Origin of the sequence: Methylotuvimicrobium sp. KM2 (assembly GCF_038051925.1) — a bacterium.
Taxonomy (GTDB): domain Bacteria; phylum Pseudomonadota; class Gammaproteobacteria; order Methylococcales; family Methylomonadaceae; genus Methylotuvimicrobium.
Map to the genome: position 1 here is coordinate 3,934,396 of NZ_CP150634.1, position 15,049 is coordinate 3,949,444.

Sequence of the window (15,049 nt, forward strand, 5' to 3'; positions counted from 1 at the left end):
GCTACTTTTAATATTCCAGCATATTTAAGTGGGGGCGAACGGCGTCCGTTAATGCCCCCCGGTGCCGAATTTTGATCTATGTATAATTTCGATAAAATCGAATGTGGAACAAAGTCGGTTAGCTTTTTGTCACATCGCGCATGATTAAAAAACCAGCCTTATTATTAATTTTAAGTTTGTTTTTACAAGGCAATCGCGCTTTTGCGCCCGATATAACCAAAATCGAATTACCGGATATGGGCGACTCTTCCGGCACGTTGATCTCCCCTGCTCAGGAACAACAATTAGGCGAGGCATTTTACCGAAGCCTGCATTCGCAAATCGTCATCAGCCAGGATGCTGAAATACAGCAATATATCGAAGGAATCGGTCGGAAACTGGTTGCCAACAGCGACACCCCGGGCAATCCGTTTCATTTTTTCGTGGTCATGGATAACGCGATCAATGCTTTCGCCGGACCGGGCGGTTATATCGGCATCAATTCGGGACTGATATTGACAGCCGAGGCGGAAAGCGAACTTGCTTCGGTGATGGCACATGAGATCGCTCACGTTACCCAACGCCATCTTTACCGTGCGTTCGAAGCCGCTAGCCGTCTATCCATACCGACCGCAGCGGCGACGTTGGCGGCGATCTTAATCGGCACACAATCACCGGAACTCGCTCAAGCGGCGATCATGGCTGTTCAAGCAGGCAGCATACAGTTTCAAATCGATTTTACCCGTGATAACGAACAGGAAGCCGACCGGGTCGGTATGCAAACGCTTGCGGCATCCAATTTCGACCCGCGTAGTATGCCGATTTTTTTTGAGCGTTTGCAACAATCCAGTCGTTATTATGGACGGGGCGTTCCCGAATTTTTAAGGACTCACCCGGTAACTTCTTCTCGGATCTCCGACACCCGTGGCCGAGCCGAAAAATATCCTTACCAGCAATATCCCGATTCAATGGGTTATTTGTTGACACAGGCAAAACTCAGAGTACTTAGCGCCAACGATTACACACCGGTTTTAAATTATTTCAAACCTCGACTTAGTCAAGGCACGCAACAACAACGAGCCGTGGCTCGTTACGGAACGGGTCTTGTCCATCTAAACACAAGAAACTTCCAAGAAGCCGAACAAATTTTCAAGGCATTGACCCAGGAGTATCCCGAGCAACCTCAGTTCGCGACAGCTTACGCTCGATGCGCATTGGAGGCACAAAACTTTTCGAATGCCTTAGCACGCTATCAAGCCGCAATGCAGCAATTCCCCGGTAACCAAGCGATCAAGCTCGAGACCCTATCCGCGCTGCTGAAAGCCGGCAAACCCGAACAAGCCAGACAAATTTTGCAAATGCTGGACACGAATACAAAACGGCAACCCGTCTATTTTAAACTGTTGGCGCAAATCTACAGCGATTTGAAGCAACCGGCCGAATCGCATCGCTATCTGGCTGAGTATTATTATGCAATGGGCCAAACCGACGCCGCCATCACACAAATAAAACTCGCACAGAAATCACCAGGAATCAATTATTACTTATCGGCGATTCTCAACGAACGACTGGTTTTTTTTATACGTGAAGAAGAACAGCGCAAACGCAACTAATAAAACCCAACTCTTTTACTTGGTTAGAAATAAACTGAATGCAACCTGAATAGCCAGTTACAACTGGCAGACATTGCCGTTCAATTTACCAAATAAGCAATTACTAATCGTTTATACCATATTGTTTTTCTTATATGTTTTCGACCCGAAACTATTTTTTAACTAAAATCGTTTTTTTTGATAGACATCACTAATTTTAATGATATAAAATTCTTTCCAGCTTACGGAGTGAGCCCGATTAAATAATCGGTAATGAGGAGGACAAGGCTTCAACGCCTTGAATTATAACAATAACAAACGAGCAAACTGCTTAGTTGTCTTGGCGACAACAACGTTCAAATAAATAATAACAATAACAATCTGAACACGCCCGCTTTATGCGGGCTTTTTATTGCACTAATTTTTTTGCGCGCGAAATATACCCATATACGGACTCCTTCGTAGATCAAAATTCGGCATCGACATAGCCGTCAATGTACGCCATGAACCCAAGCGCCGAATTTTGATCTACGACGAGCATACTATTTTGTAAACGTTATTTGCACATGCTCCTTAACCATTCTCTGAGCATAGGGGAGCAATATGCTTCTAGCCGAATCAATCCAGCGTTAGTTTACTATACCTTTCGCACTTCAAACTTCGGCAGTGCCTGAGGAGGCACCAGGGTGTGCGGCAAAGGCTTTGCCAGCATGGAGCTGGCATAGAGCCTACAGGGATGTATTCACGGCGTCCTTTGACGGACACCCTGGTGCCGAATTTTGATCTGCGATGGGTATATAATAACAAGTCAATGCTCTTCCACCAGAGAGTCTTCTTCGGAATCAACCGGTCGAACTTGAATCAATGATCCGTCATCGGTTGAAAAATACAACAATTCGTCAGGACCTTGCCTAACAGCGCGGATGCGTTTATTTAAGGCGCTTAATAATCGCTCTTCCTTGATCACGTTATGATTGTCGACAACCAGCCGATTTAGATGGGTCAGCGCCAACGATCCGGAAAACAAGCTTCCTTGCCAATGTGGAATTTTTTTACCGCTATAAAAGGTGAGCCCGCTCGGTGCGATCGATGGCACCCAATAGTGAATCGGCGATTTCATGCCTTTTTTTTCAACGCCCTCGCCGATTGTAGGCCCCCAATATTCTCGCCCATGACTTACGACCGGCCAACCGTAATTCCGGCCCTTTTTGATAAGATTGATTTCATCGCCGCCGCGCGGGCCATGCTCTTGCGCCCATATTTCTCCGGTCCGTGGATGTATCGTCAAACCTTGAACATTACGATGACCGTAACTCCAGATTTCAGGTTTAGCGCCCGGCTCTGTTAGAAAAGGATTGTCATCCGGAACGCTACCGTCCTGCTTCAGACGTAATATTTTTCCGTAATGAGAAGCCAAATTTTGAGCTTGATCCCTTTCGCCGCGATCACCGACACTCAAGTACAAATTGCCGGCTCGGCTCATCACGACACGGGAACCGAAGTGATGATCGCTATTGTTCGGAGGCTCCGCGCTAAACAGAACGGTCAGGTTCACCAAGGTGACGGCATCGAGTTCCGCGCGGGCCAGTCGAGTGGTCATACCGTCGCCGACATCGGCTGAATAAGTTAAATAAACAAGCCGGTTCTCAGAAAACCGGGGATGCAAATAGACGTCCAGCAAGCCGCCTTGGTTGCGCGCGGCAACGCCAGGAACACCGCTCACATCGGAGGTATTCATGGTTTTGGGATCGAATATCCTTAATCGTCCTTTCCTTTCGGTAAATATGATTTTACCGTCGGGCAAAAAATCGAAGCCCCAGATTGCATCATTGCCTTGGTAAACCGCAACGGCCTCCAATTCGACATCGTCGGACTGAAACAAATAAGGTTCCTTGGCGATAGTATCCGAAATGGGTTTACAGGATGCGAGCAAACAAAATACTACTAATATCCAAAATCTCATCGAAGATACCTAATTATTAGAGCCAAACGCTCAATTATTAGAGCCAAACGCTCATCGCTTTCGATTAACCTGAAAAGAGCGGTTAAGCGCCTCAAGCAACCGTTCGCCCTTTACCCTTCGGCTGCGCTCAAGAGAGCCCTGCCGAAGAGTGAAGGGCAGTTTGGGGCCTCACCAAGCCAGTGAAAGTATTGCGGCCCCTTCATGCTTCGACTTGGCTCAGCACGAAAATCCACAACACTTACCAACCACGCCTTTTAGAATTAAGCATCAATTTCGCAAATCGGCTTTGCGGTCATTTTATGTTTCGAGCTAACCAAAACGGAATTCTTTAAAAAGTTTCGTCCTACCAATACGGGATAAGTCATTCTACTGCGATCGGCCAGTGTAAACAGATTTTTTTCATAATGCTCTCCGACGCACAAGCCTATTTCGACGACATAGCGCTCTTGTCTACCGCTAGCCTGTTTGATACCGATCTTTTCAACCAAAGGCAGCGTCATCGGATATTGATTACCGTTACGATCATCGAATATAAAACTCACCATCGGCTGCTCGTCCGATTCAATCAACTCGATCTCTTGAGCGTTCAACGAACTTCTCGACGCACCGGTATCGAGGCGCGCCTTGATTTCAATGTCGCCTGGTATCAACGCCACTTCCTCAACATGACCGTAAACGGTATAGTTATTCATATTTGCTGCTAGAACCGATGCTTCTTGTTCGGCAACAGCCGTAGTCATGTACATCATAAAAGCAAGGGCGAAAGGGTAAATACGCATAAACGATTAAATTCTCCTCAAATGAAGTTTCATTTATTTTAAAAACTCATACTTCGATCGATAAGCAAAAAGACATAATGAGTCTTTCGAAGTACATTAACTACCTACAAAACTAACAAATTTTGTAGGGCATTGCAAAAAGCAACCATTATTAAAACCAAAGTCACGACTTAATTAATCGGCCCTGCATTAAAACAAGTAGGAAATTTGCCTCACCTTTTGCGGGACGGGTTATTTAACCCGTCCCCAACGTTTCGATTTGCCCTAAACACTTCTGCTTACTTCGGCCAAAGTCGAAATGTTTAGGACGGGGTTGCAAACCCCGTCCTGCTAGGAGATTTTGGATCGTTATCTAATTTTTCGATATTCAACACAATGCCGGTTCCGGAGAGAGTGCGGTTGCTCGATCGACAGGCGTCGGCGGCAGGGCAGATTTTTGCTCCTCGACAATTGCTCCTGCATTGCCCTAATACACGCCATCCATGGCGTAATGCAAAATCTGCATTCGCGCCATCCTTGGCGCTCGAGCCGCCGTCGAGCCTACATGGACGTATTCACCCAGCCCCTAATTCCATAGCCCATCGGTCATGGTTAATAGTCTTACTAAGTTAGGGGCTGGGTCCTGTCGGGCGAGTGACCGCACCTTCCGCCACAAGAGAACTTTCATTTGCCGGGGCGATGACCAGTCCTTCATGAACATTACCGAGATAGTGATGCTTATTTGGCCTTAAGAAAATCCTCGATACATAATAGTTCAATACCCTTTTGCATGGCCTCTTGTCTATCCTGCGCCGTATTATAGCCCCAGTCGGCCAATTGCAACTTAAGCGACTGAAGTTTTGAATTAGTCATCACAATCAACAACGCCGGCAAACGATCCTCGACAAAATAAATTTGCTGATTCGGATGGCCTTCCAAAATCTCAATTAACGTATCGGCTTTGCTTCTATTTCTTTCGAGGCCGAATATGTTGCCGCCGGGTAGCTCAATCTCATTAGCGTTCAAGATTTGGCTGACGAAGCGCTCCTGTTTCGTCGTCACCACATACCAAGTAGTCTGTTCATTCAGCTGCTTAAGCTTATCGGCAACGCTTGGAAACAATGGATTCACTCCGATCCACCCCGAAAAATCAGCCGCAATCCAGTTATCGCGCGTTTCACCGAATAATTTCTTCAGAAAATCGACATCGACACTCAATTCATCGAGCAACTTCTGTTTATTCCGCTCGAATCCGGTTAAAACCGCTCGATCATCGTCTTCCCGATCGATCAAACGCATCGCCAAAATCGCCTCGTAGCCAGTTTCAATTGCGGGTCGAACCCGTCGGAAACGATCGATCAATCGCTCCGAAAGTCGGTCCTCGGTCATATCCGGCCAAAGCCGCCCGGCGGCCTTCCAACCGGTTATCGCGGTTTCGACGGCGCTATCGCAAATAACGCCGTCGAAATCCAAGGCATATATCATCGATTGCTTCATGACGCGTGATTAATCCTTCGTAAAAAACAAAACCACAGGGAATCCACTAAGACTCCGCTGTGGCATTATGAGTTATGAGCGGCGGCTTGCCGATAAGCAATTATCGAATGCGTTGCTCCCACGGTGGGTGGGTGATTGATGCACCGTGGGCGCAATCCCCAGATCGTCCCTCACCTAGCGTTAGGTGAGGGAAGGCCGAAAATGTCAAGCTACAATAAATGGCATCAATACCGCATTGACCAAACAGTGTAGCCCGGATGGAGCGCAGCGCAATCCGGGCTACATGATTTTCACCGTTTGGTGTGCGCCGCACACCTAATACTCTTTCCCAACTCGCAGCTTGAGAAAAATAGGATGTGTGGGTTGGTCGTTTTTAGCTTGATGCGTAGGGTTACAAACCCCGTCCTGCTTAAGTTTCCACCGCTTACCATTCACCGTTTACTGTTCACCAAGTTCATGCCGATTTGGCCAAAACCGAGGCAACCGTCTCCCCCATCGCCGAAGGCGTCGGCGCGATCGTAACACCCAAATCCTTCAACACCGCGACTTTTTCGGCCGCGCTTTCACCTGCCGCCGAGATGATCGCACCAGCATGCCCCATTCTACGCCCTTCAGGAGCGGTTAGACCTGCGATATAGGAAACCAAAGGCTTGGTCATATGCTCCTTTGCGAACATGCCGGCTTCGACTTCTTGCGGCCCGCCGATTTCACCGATCATTAAGACGACTTTCGTTTCCGGATCCCGCTCGAAATGTTCGAGAATATCGCGATGCGAACTACCGTTGATCGGATCGCCGCCGATGCCGACGGAGGTCGACACCCCGATGCCGAGCCTTTTTAGCTGGTCGGCCGCCTCATAGCCCAATGTGCCCGAGCGCCCTACGATGCCGACATTACCCTGCATGTAAATATGCCCCGGCATGATGCCCAACATCGAACGCCCGGGACTGATCGTACCTGCGCAGTTAGGACCGGTCAGAATCATGCGCTCGTCTTCAGGAAAACGACGCAGAAAATTTTTGACCTTCATCATGTCTTGAGTCGGAATGCCGTCGGTAATTGCGACGCAATATTTGATGCCGGAATCGGCCGCTTCCATGATCGAATCTGCCGCGAAAGCAGGAGGTACGAATACGATGCTGGCTTCGGCGCCGGCTTGATCGACCGCTTGCTTGACCGTATTGAAAACCGGCAAACCCAGATGCGCTTGCCCGCCTTTGCCTGGAGTAACGCCGCCGACGACTTTAGCGCCGTAGTTGATCATGTCCTGCGCATGAAACGTGCCGATTTTACCGGTAAAACCTTGAACGATGATGCGTGTATTTTCGTTGATTAAAATTGCCATGTGTCTTCTCTCAGCCCTCTCTCGCCACTACTTCATCCCGTGCCTGCACGGCTTTTTCGGCCGCTTCCGCCAGAGTTTCGGCGGTAATGATCGGCAAGCCGCTCTCGGCGATGATCCTGCGTCCTTCCTCCACATTAGTACCGGACAAACGCACGATCAAAGGAATTTTCATATCGATTTTTTTGACTGCATGTACGACACCTTCAGCAATCCAATCGCAACGGTTGATACCGGCAAAGATATTGACCAACATCGCCTTGACATTCTTATCGGCCAAAACCAAACGGAACGCTTTCTCGGTACGCTCCGGCGAAGCACCGCCACCGACATCGAGAAAGTTCGCCGGCTCGCCGCCGGCCAATTTGATCATGTCCATCGTCGCCATCGCGAGACCGGCACCGTTGATCATACAGCCGATATCGCCGTCCAGGCCCACATAGCTCAGGCCGCGATCGGCAGCCGCCATTTCACGGGGATCCTCTTGGGTCTTGTCGCGCAATTCGGCGATTCGGTGACGGCGGAACAAGGCGTTGTCGTCAAAACCCATTTTACAGTCCAAGGCCAGCAAATCTTCTTTGCCGGTCACAACTAACGGATTGATTTCGAGCATGTTCGCATCGTTGTCCCGTAGCGCACGGTAGCAGCCGTTAATCGTTTTAACGGCGGTATTGATCATCGACACCGGCAAACCCAATGCAAAAGCCATTGCTCGCGCTTGAAAATCCTGCAAGCCGACAGACGGTTCGATGTAAATTTTGGTAATCGCTTCAGGTTTGGTTTGCGCTAACTCCTCGATATCCATACCGCCTTGGGCCGAGCCGACCATCACGATACGCTCGGAGCTGCGGTCCACGAGTAGGCAAAAATACAACTCTTTCGCGATATCGGTGCCCGCCTCTACATATAGCCTTCCGCAAACTTTACCGGCGGGTCCGGTTTGGTGAGTCACGAGCCGTTTGCCTAATAACTCCTCTGCAGCTTTCGCGACATCGTCATGCGACCGGCACAGTTTGATTCCGCCGGCTTTACCGCGCGCGCCGGAATGAATTTGCGCCTTCACCGCCCAAATACTGCCCCCGATTTCCCGCGCACGCTGCACGGCATCTTCCGGACTGTAAGCCAAGCCGCCATCGGGGATCCTGACGCCGTATTCCGTTAAAATTTCTTTTGCCTGATACTCATGGATATCCACAGCATAACCTCTTTCTATTTAAAAAAGTAAAGAAAGGCCCGCGCCGAAAATCGGCGCGGGTCTATTCCAATTGCTTAGGAACGAGCTTGAAATAACTTAAACAACTGTTGGAAGGGGGTTTGGTGGCTCGATTGACAGGTGTCGGCGGCAAGGCAGATTTTTGCTCCTGCAAAATCTGCATTTATGCCATCCATGGCAATCAGGTTCCGCCTTCAAGCCTACATGGACGTATTTACCCAGCACCTAAATTCCATAGCCTATTGGCCATGGTTAATCATCTTGGATAATTTAGGTACTGGGTTCAATGCGTCCTGTCAAGCGAGTCACTAAACCGCCACAAAGCCTACTACTTGTAGAAGTTATTTCGTGCATATTCCTTACTGGCCTTTTGCGGCAATTGCTTCGGCGGCCTTGACGACATTATTGGCCATCTTTTCGGACGCGGCATCGATCAGGCGCCCATCCAGCGCGGCGGCGCCCTTACCTTGCGCAGCGGCTTCTTTCAAGGCAGCCAAAATACGCTCGGCCTTTTCGATTTCAGCCGTCGGCGGCGTAAAGACTTCGTTAGCCAATTCAATTTGAGTCGGGTGAATCGCCCACTTGCCTTCGCAGCCCAATGCGGCGGCTCGCCTAGCAGCGGCTTTATAACCGTCCTTATCATTGATGTCGCCGAACGGCCCGTCGATCGGACGGAGACCGAAGGCGCGGCACGCGACCGTCATGCGGCTGATCGCGGCATGCCATTGATCGCCCGGATAATCGGGATTCAATCCGCCGATATTAGTCGTTCTTGCCCGGTTACTGGCCGCATAATCGGCGACACCGAAATGCAACGCCTCCAAACGCCCCGAAGCGCCGTTGCGGGCGATATCTTCAACGTTCGCCATACCCAATGCCGTTTCAATTAAAGCTTCGATACCGATGCGGTTTTTCAAGCCTTGTTGCATTTCGAGCTGATTAAGCATCGCCTCGACCATGTAGACATCGGCATAGACGCCGACTTTCGGGATCAGAATCGTGTCGAGTTTATCACCGGCTTGCTCAACCAGATCGACGACATCGCGGACCATGTATTGCGTGTCCAAGCCGTTGATGCGTACCGAAATCGTGATACCGTGCCCTTTCCAATCCAAATCGTTGATCGCTTGAATGACATTTTTGCGGGCTTGCAGTTTATCGTCAGGCGCCACGGCGTCCTCAAGATCCAAAAATATGAAATCCGCACCGCTTTTCAACGCTTTTTCGAACATACCGGGATTCGACCCCGGAACAGCAAGCTCGCAGCGCTGAACGCGTTGCACGGACGCTTCATACAAGGTGTGGCTCATTGTGTCTTCCTATTTCAATATGTTAATTTTTTGCCGGGCGAAATCACCCTCGATTCGGTTAAATTTGACTCGAACCGGGCGCAAAATAAATCCGACATTGTACTTTTGGCAACGATATTGTCAATTTTAACTTTCTCAACTTGCCGCTACTGCCCGCAACATCCAGCAACCGGCGCTTGCCGATTAACTGCAAATATGGCAGTATTAAGCGTTTTAGCATTCATTTTCCGGGTAACGAATCGGCATCGAAATACTCATCCATTGTTCTTCAAATTAATGCAGTTGCCGTAGCGAAAATGGGCAAATTTGCAATACTCGAATGCAATACCGGCAATTCCCGGAACAAAGCCATCCGAAACGAATCAACCCGCTTTCTTCACCATTCAATTCAAAGAGGCAATAAAACATGGCAGGCCGTAATCATTTGTATGTTCCAGGTCCAACAAACATTCCCGACGAAGTTCTCAGCGCGATGCACGTCCCCAGCGAAGATCATCGTTCACCTATCTTCCCCGAGCTATTCAAACCCTTGCTGGAAGATCTGAAAAAAGTCTTCAAAACCGAAACCGGACATAGCTTCATATTTCCGGCAACCGGAACAGCCGGCTGGGAAATCGCCCTGACCAACACCTTGAGCCCAGGCGATAAAGTCTTGATTTACCGCTTCGGTCAATTCAGCCATCTCTGGGCCGCAATGGCCAAACGCCTGGACTTCGAAGTCATTGTCATCGAAAGACCGTGGGGCGAAGGCATTCCGCTTGACGATCTCGAGGCGCGCCTAAAAGAAGACGGCAAACATGAAATCAAAGCCATTCTAGCCACGCACAACGAAACCGCGACCGGCGTCACCAGCGACATCGGCGGCGTTAGAAAAGCGATGGACGCAGCCGGACACCCGGCTTTATTGTTCGTCGACGGCGTCAGCTCGATCGCCAGCATCGATTTCCGCATGGACGAATGGGGCGTCGACGGCGCAATCAGCGGCTCGCAAAAAGGCTTCATGCTACCCGCCGGCGCCGCCCTAGTTGCATTCAGCCAAAAAGCGATAGCCGCTTGCGATACTGCACAAAGCAGACGCGCCTTTCTCGACCTGAAAGACCAACTAGCCAGCAACAAAGACGGTTACACGCCTTACACGCCATCGATCCCAATGCTGTACGGACTGCGCAAAGCCCTGGACCTGCTGCTCGAAGAAGGTCTCGAAAACGTTTATGCACGCCATTACCGCCTGGCTGAAGGTACGCGTAAAGCGATTGCCGCATGGGGTCTTGAACTGTGCGCCAAACCCGGCTTCGAATCGAATACCGTTTCGGCGGTCGTCGTTCCGGCCGGTAAGGACGCTCGCGACGTGATCGCCACAGCTTATAGCAAATACAATATTTCTCTGGGCGCGGGCTTGAACGAAGTGGCGGGTAAGGTGTTCCGCATCGGTCATGTCGGCGACATGAACGATGTCTCGATGCTCGGCGCCATTGCCGGCGTCGAAATGGCGCTGCTCGATAACGGCTTCGATATCAAAGCCGGTAGCGGCGTTGCCGCAGCGATCGAATATTATCGCACCACTGCATAATCAAAATCCGCCAACTCGGCAACCCCGGGGGCATTCCGATTAACGCCGGGATGCCTTTTTTGCGTTAATAACGCATCAAAAGCCTAATCGACGCTGTTCATACCGATAAATCGTCAATCTTCATAGAAGGCGCAGGATGACCCTTTCGAGTTACCCCTCTCTTAGCATCCGCAGCCATTCAGTTCAGCAATCAATCGACAACCAAGTGTTCTGCTGCTTCCCAAGCTAGAGCACTCATCCTGAATTCGGCAGTTTAACCATGAAGCACATGAAGTTCATGAAGGATTCCAAGAACTTACCAAATCCTTCTCGCTAACCTTTTTGGTGAGCGAAAGCTCTATACAAACGCGTAATAAGCTATTGAATTAACTTCCTATTCTTCATGATCTTCATGGTGAAATGCTTTTTCTAGGCTCATCGTTATAAATAAAAATTGTAGATTATGCATCGGAGGCCATCTCATATAGCTTACAACTGCCACAATGTCGGGTAGGTCGGATTAGGCGGAGCCGTAACCCGGCATATCGATGGACAAAATGTCGGGTTACGCTTGCGCTAACCCGACCTACGCTACTTTATCGATCACCCCGAGGCCTCCTCCGGCACTGCCGAAATTTGAAGTGCGAAAGGTGTAGTTACTATTTTTTTAACAAGCTCTCATAAGTCTTATGCGAAACGTGCTAGATTAACTTTTATGCTCAGCAGGCGATTTTCATTTCTATGACTAAACCCATGCCGGAATATTCAAAAATCCATTACGGATTTACCCTCATCGAGTTAATGATGACGATTGCCATCGGCGCAATCGTTTTGACCCTTGGCGTGCCGAGCTTTAACACTGTCATCCGAAACGATCGATTGACGACTCGAACCAATGAACTGGTTGCCTCGCTCAATTTTGCACGTAGCGAAGCCGTAAAACGCGGAATCAGAATTACCGCATGCAAAAGCCAAAACCCCAACGCTACGCCGCCTACATGTTCTACAAGCAATACCGTAAACTGGTCGATCGGCTGGATAGTCTTTACAGACCCGAATAATAACGCCACCTTCGATAGCAATACCGAAACCTTGCTGAGAATACAGGAAAACCCGCTCACCAGCATTACGATGACGGGCTCCCAAGACATTGCGAACTACATTTCTTACGTCGCTTCCGGACAAAGTCGATTAACTAACGATAACCACCAATCGGGCATTATTAAAGTGTGCGACGACCGCACAGGCAATATTGGCGTCAATATAGCACTCAATAATGCGGGCAGACTTTTAACGCAACGAGAAATCGCATGCCCATGAACGCGACCAAATTCAATACTGCTAACCTGGATCCAAATAACGCCTCGGGCTTCACCTTGATTGAGGTCCTGGTTTCAATGATCGTTTTAGCGATCGGCTTGCTAGGGCTTGCCGGCATGCAAGCCGCCAGCCTCAAAAACAATCAAAGCGCTTTTTTCCGAAGTCAAGCCACCCAGCTTGCCTACGACATGGCCGACCGAATGCGCGTTAACGGCACGGGCTTATCGAACGGCAACTATAACAACCAAGGCGCGCCCAATAACCCAACCGATTGTGAACTCAATTCATGCACCCCCGCGCAAATGGCCGATTACGATTTGGCGAGATGGAATACGGCAATAGCGGGACAGCTGCCGGGCGGCAGCGGCTGGGCCTGCATCGACAGCACTTCCGATGATGGAACGCCGGCGTCTCCGGCTTGCGACGGTAATGGCGAAACCTATGCCGTCAAAATATGGTGGACCGATCGCCGCGAAGCGGAACAGGAATCAGATCGAATCGTTCGTTTTGTCATGACATTCAGACCTTGATTTATGTATTTCACCATAACGTTCATGAAGGCCCGGCAAATGAAAGTTCGAGATGTGAATGAGGATACGGTCATTCGCCCGACAGGAGGCCGTGAACCCAGCACCTAAATTATCCAAGATAGTTAACCATAGCCAATGGCATATGGAATTTAGGTGCCGGGTGAATACATCCCTGGCTCGACGGCGGAATCTGATTGCCATGGATGGCATGAATGCAGATTTTGCAGGAGCAAAAATCTGCCCTGCCGCCGATACCTGTCGGACGAGCAACCGGACCCTCTTCGGAACCGCCATTTCCGTTGCTAAGCTTTTGCTTATCGAAAATTAGATAAGGAATGCAAATCCTCGAACTTTCACAGTAAGATAATGCGATCAACACAGAAAAAGCAACCCGCACTACTCATTTACCGCCAATCAGGCATGACCCTAGTCGAAATCATGATTTCGCTATTGATCGGCGCGTTTTTGCTAGGCGGCGTCTTGCAAATATTTACCAACACCAAACAAACCTATCGCATGCAAGAAGGCCTGTCCAGAATGCAGGAAAACGCGCGATTTGCGCTAGACACACTCAATCACGATTTACGCATGGCAGGGTTTCAAGGTTGTACGACGGTTGCTCCGAACATAATTATCGACCCCAAAAATCCAAATCCGAACCCCGCCCCCGCCAGCCTAGCCCTGGGAACCATGATAACGATCAGCGGCAACGACAACATTGCCAACAATTGGAATTCGAGCGCCTGCGGCAATGCCAACGCATGTATAGCAGGGTCCGATGCCATTACGATTACTTTCGGCGGCACCTGCGGAGGCGCATTGCCGGAAAAAGCGTCCACCGCCCAAATTCATATCAATGCCGGCAATACTTGCGATTTTAAACAATACGATATCGTCATGGTTTCCGACTGCTCCGCCGCGGATATCTTCATCGCGACCAGCGCCTCTTCTTCGGCGGGAAAACAAAACTTGGCGCATGCCAACAATCAAAATACCGACAATAAACTAAGCAAGATTTACGACGAAGGCGCCGAAGTCTTTCGATTCAACTCTTATACCTATTTTCTTCGAACCGGTGAAAGCGGACAGCCTTCGCTATGGCGCTTGGATAACAGCTGGGCCGTTCAAGCCGGAGCCAATCCCGTCGAAATGATCGACGGCATTGAAAACTTGCAAATACTTTACGGCGAGGATACGACTCAAGACAGAGTCGCGAACCGCTATGTGACGGCCAATAATGTCGGCAATTGGGCGAATGTCGTAAGCGCACGAGCTAGCCTGCTGACCCGGAGCCTTAACGACAACATAACTTCGCGGCCACAAACCTACACCTTCAACGGCGCCACCGTCACGCCGGTAGACCGGCGACTACGACAGGTTTTCACGACCACCATCGCAGTCCGCAATCGCTTACCTTAACGAGCATCTAGCTTATGAAACACCCCCATTCATTAGCACGGCAAACCGGCTCGGTACTAATCATTAGCCTCATTATGCTATTGCTACTGACATTAGCCGCCACCACTTCGATGCAAGTCACCAGCCTCGAAGAGCGCATGGCCGGCAACATGCGCAATCGCAATCTTGCATTTCAGGCCGCCGAATCCGCATTGAGAGCCGGAGAAAACATCTTGACGCAGGCAGTCCTACCCGACTTCACCAATGCCGGCGATAACGGATTGTATGCTCAAGACGGCGCGCCTCCCGGCCCGCATGACGCTTGGCAAAACAATAATACGGCGGAATTTTCAGACGCGATCGGGCAAGTATCCTCCGCGCCCCGTTATGTGATACAGCGCATGCCCAACGTAGCCGGGGGTTACAGTCTGGATGCCGGGGAATACGAGCAAAGCGAGATGTACCGCGTCACCGCGCGCGGCGTCGGTGGAACGGAAACGGCGGTCGTAGTTGTACAATCGACTTACAAACGCTGAAGGTTGAGTTGGGTTGGGTGAGCGGTAAGCAGTTAGCAGAAAGCCGGTAAAGGGGACTTGGA

Annotated in this window: 12 protein-coding genes; 6 read left to right on the forward strand and 6 right to left on the reverse strand. The window is 49.9% G+C overall.

The genetic code is table 11. The annotated features are described in order from the left end of the window. Nucleotides 1-140: 140 nt before the first annotated feature. Nucleotides 141-1,592 carry a M48 family metalloprotease gene (locus tag WJM45_RS16510; RefSeq protein ID WP_341326157.1) on the forward strand — a complete coding sequence of 484 codons (1,452 nt, stop codon included), beginning with the start codon at nt 141-143 and terminating at the stop codon, nt 1,590-1,592. Nucleotides 1,593-2,379: 787 nt separating this feature from the next. On the opposite strand, the gene WJM45_RS16515 is transcribed toward WJM45_RS16510, so the two are convergent. The 6 genes from WJM45_RS16515 to WJM45_RS16540 form a co-directional block, all read right to left on the reverse strand. Beyond that, the gene (locus WJM45_RS16515; protein ID WP_341326158.1) at nt 2,380-3,534 is read right to left on the reverse strand and encodes a PQQ-dependent sugar dehydrogenase; all 1,155 of its coding nucleotides are present in this window, start codon (nt 3,532-3,534) and stop codon (nt 2,380-2,382) included. Between the two features lie 260 nt (nt 3,535-3,794). Next, entirely contained in the window at nt 3,795-4,274 is a 480-nt protein-coding gene (locus WJM45_RS16520; RefSeq protein ID WP_341326159.1) for a RimK/LysX family protein, read from the reverse strand. Between the two features lie 756 nt (nt 4,275-5,030). Next, nucleotides 5,031-5,789, reverse strand: coding sequence for an HAD family hydrolase (locus tag WJM45_RS16525; RefSeq protein ID WP_341326160.1), 759 nt, complete (start codon nt 5,787-5,789; stop codon nt 5,031-5,033). Between the two features lie 454 nt (nt 5,790-6,243). Continuing rightward, nucleotides 6,244-7,134, reverse strand: coding sequence for a succinate--CoA ligase subunit alpha (gene sucD / locus WJM45_RS16530; RefSeq protein ID WP_341326161.1), 891 nt, complete (start codon nt 7,132-7,134; stop codon nt 6,244-6,246). Nucleotides 7,135-7,144: 10 nt separating this feature from the next. After that, entirely contained in the window at nt 7,145-8,326 is a 1,182-nt protein-coding gene (locus WJM45_RS16535) for a malate--CoA ligase subunit beta (RefSeq protein WP_341326162.1), read from the reverse strand. 377 nt (nt 8,327-8,703) lie between these two features. Next, entirely contained in the window at nt 8,704-9,654 is a 951-nt protein-coding gene (locus tag WJM45_RS16540; RefSeq protein WP_341326163.1) for a CoA ester lyase, read from the reverse strand. A gap of 406 nt (nt 9,655-10,060) precedes the next feature. On the opposite strand from WJM45_RS16540, the gene WJM45_RS16545 reads away from it, so the two are divergent. From WJM45_RS16545 to WJM45_RS16565, 5 genes are all read left to right on the forward strand, one after another. Continuing rightward, on the forward strand, nt 10,061-11,224 hold the full coding sequence (locus tag WJM45_RS16545; RefSeq protein WP_014149643.1) for an aminotransferase class V-fold PLP-dependent enzyme: 1,164 nt from the start codon (nt 10,061-10,063) through the stop codon (nt 11,222-11,224). Nucleotides 11,225-11,956: 732 nt separating this feature from the next. Then, the gene (locus WJM45_RS16550) at nt 11,957-12,523 is read left to right on the forward strand and encodes a GspH/FimT family pseudopilin (RefSeq protein ID WP_341326164.1); all 567 of its coding nucleotides are present in this window, start codon (nt 11,957-11,959) and stop codon (nt 12,521-12,523) included. Beyond that, nucleotides 12,520-13,053: a type IV pilus modification protein PilV gene (gene pilV, locus WJM45_RS16555; RefSeq protein WP_341326165.1), complete on the forward strand. Its 534-nt coding sequence runs from the start codon at nt 12,520-12,522 to the stop codon at nt 13,051-13,053. The genes WJM45_RS16550 and pilV overlap by 4 nt, the downstream gene beginning before the upstream one ends. A 366-nt stretch (nt 13,054-13,419) precedes the next feature. Beyond that, nucleotides 13,420-14,472 carry a PilW family protein gene (locus tag WJM45_RS16560; RefSeq protein ID WP_341326166.1) on the forward strand — a complete coding sequence of 351 codons (1,053 nt, stop codon included), beginning with the start codon at nt 13,420-13,422 and terminating at the stop codon, nt 14,470-14,472. A 14-nt stretch (nt 14,473-14,486) separates the two neighbouring features. Further along, nucleotides 14,487-14,987: a PilX N-terminal domain-containing pilus assembly protein gene (locus tag WJM45_RS16565; protein WP_341326167.1), complete on the forward strand. Its 501-nt coding sequence runs from the start codon at nt 14,487-14,489 to the stop codon at nt 14,985-14,987. Nucleotides 14,988-15,049 lie beyond the last annotated feature (62 nt).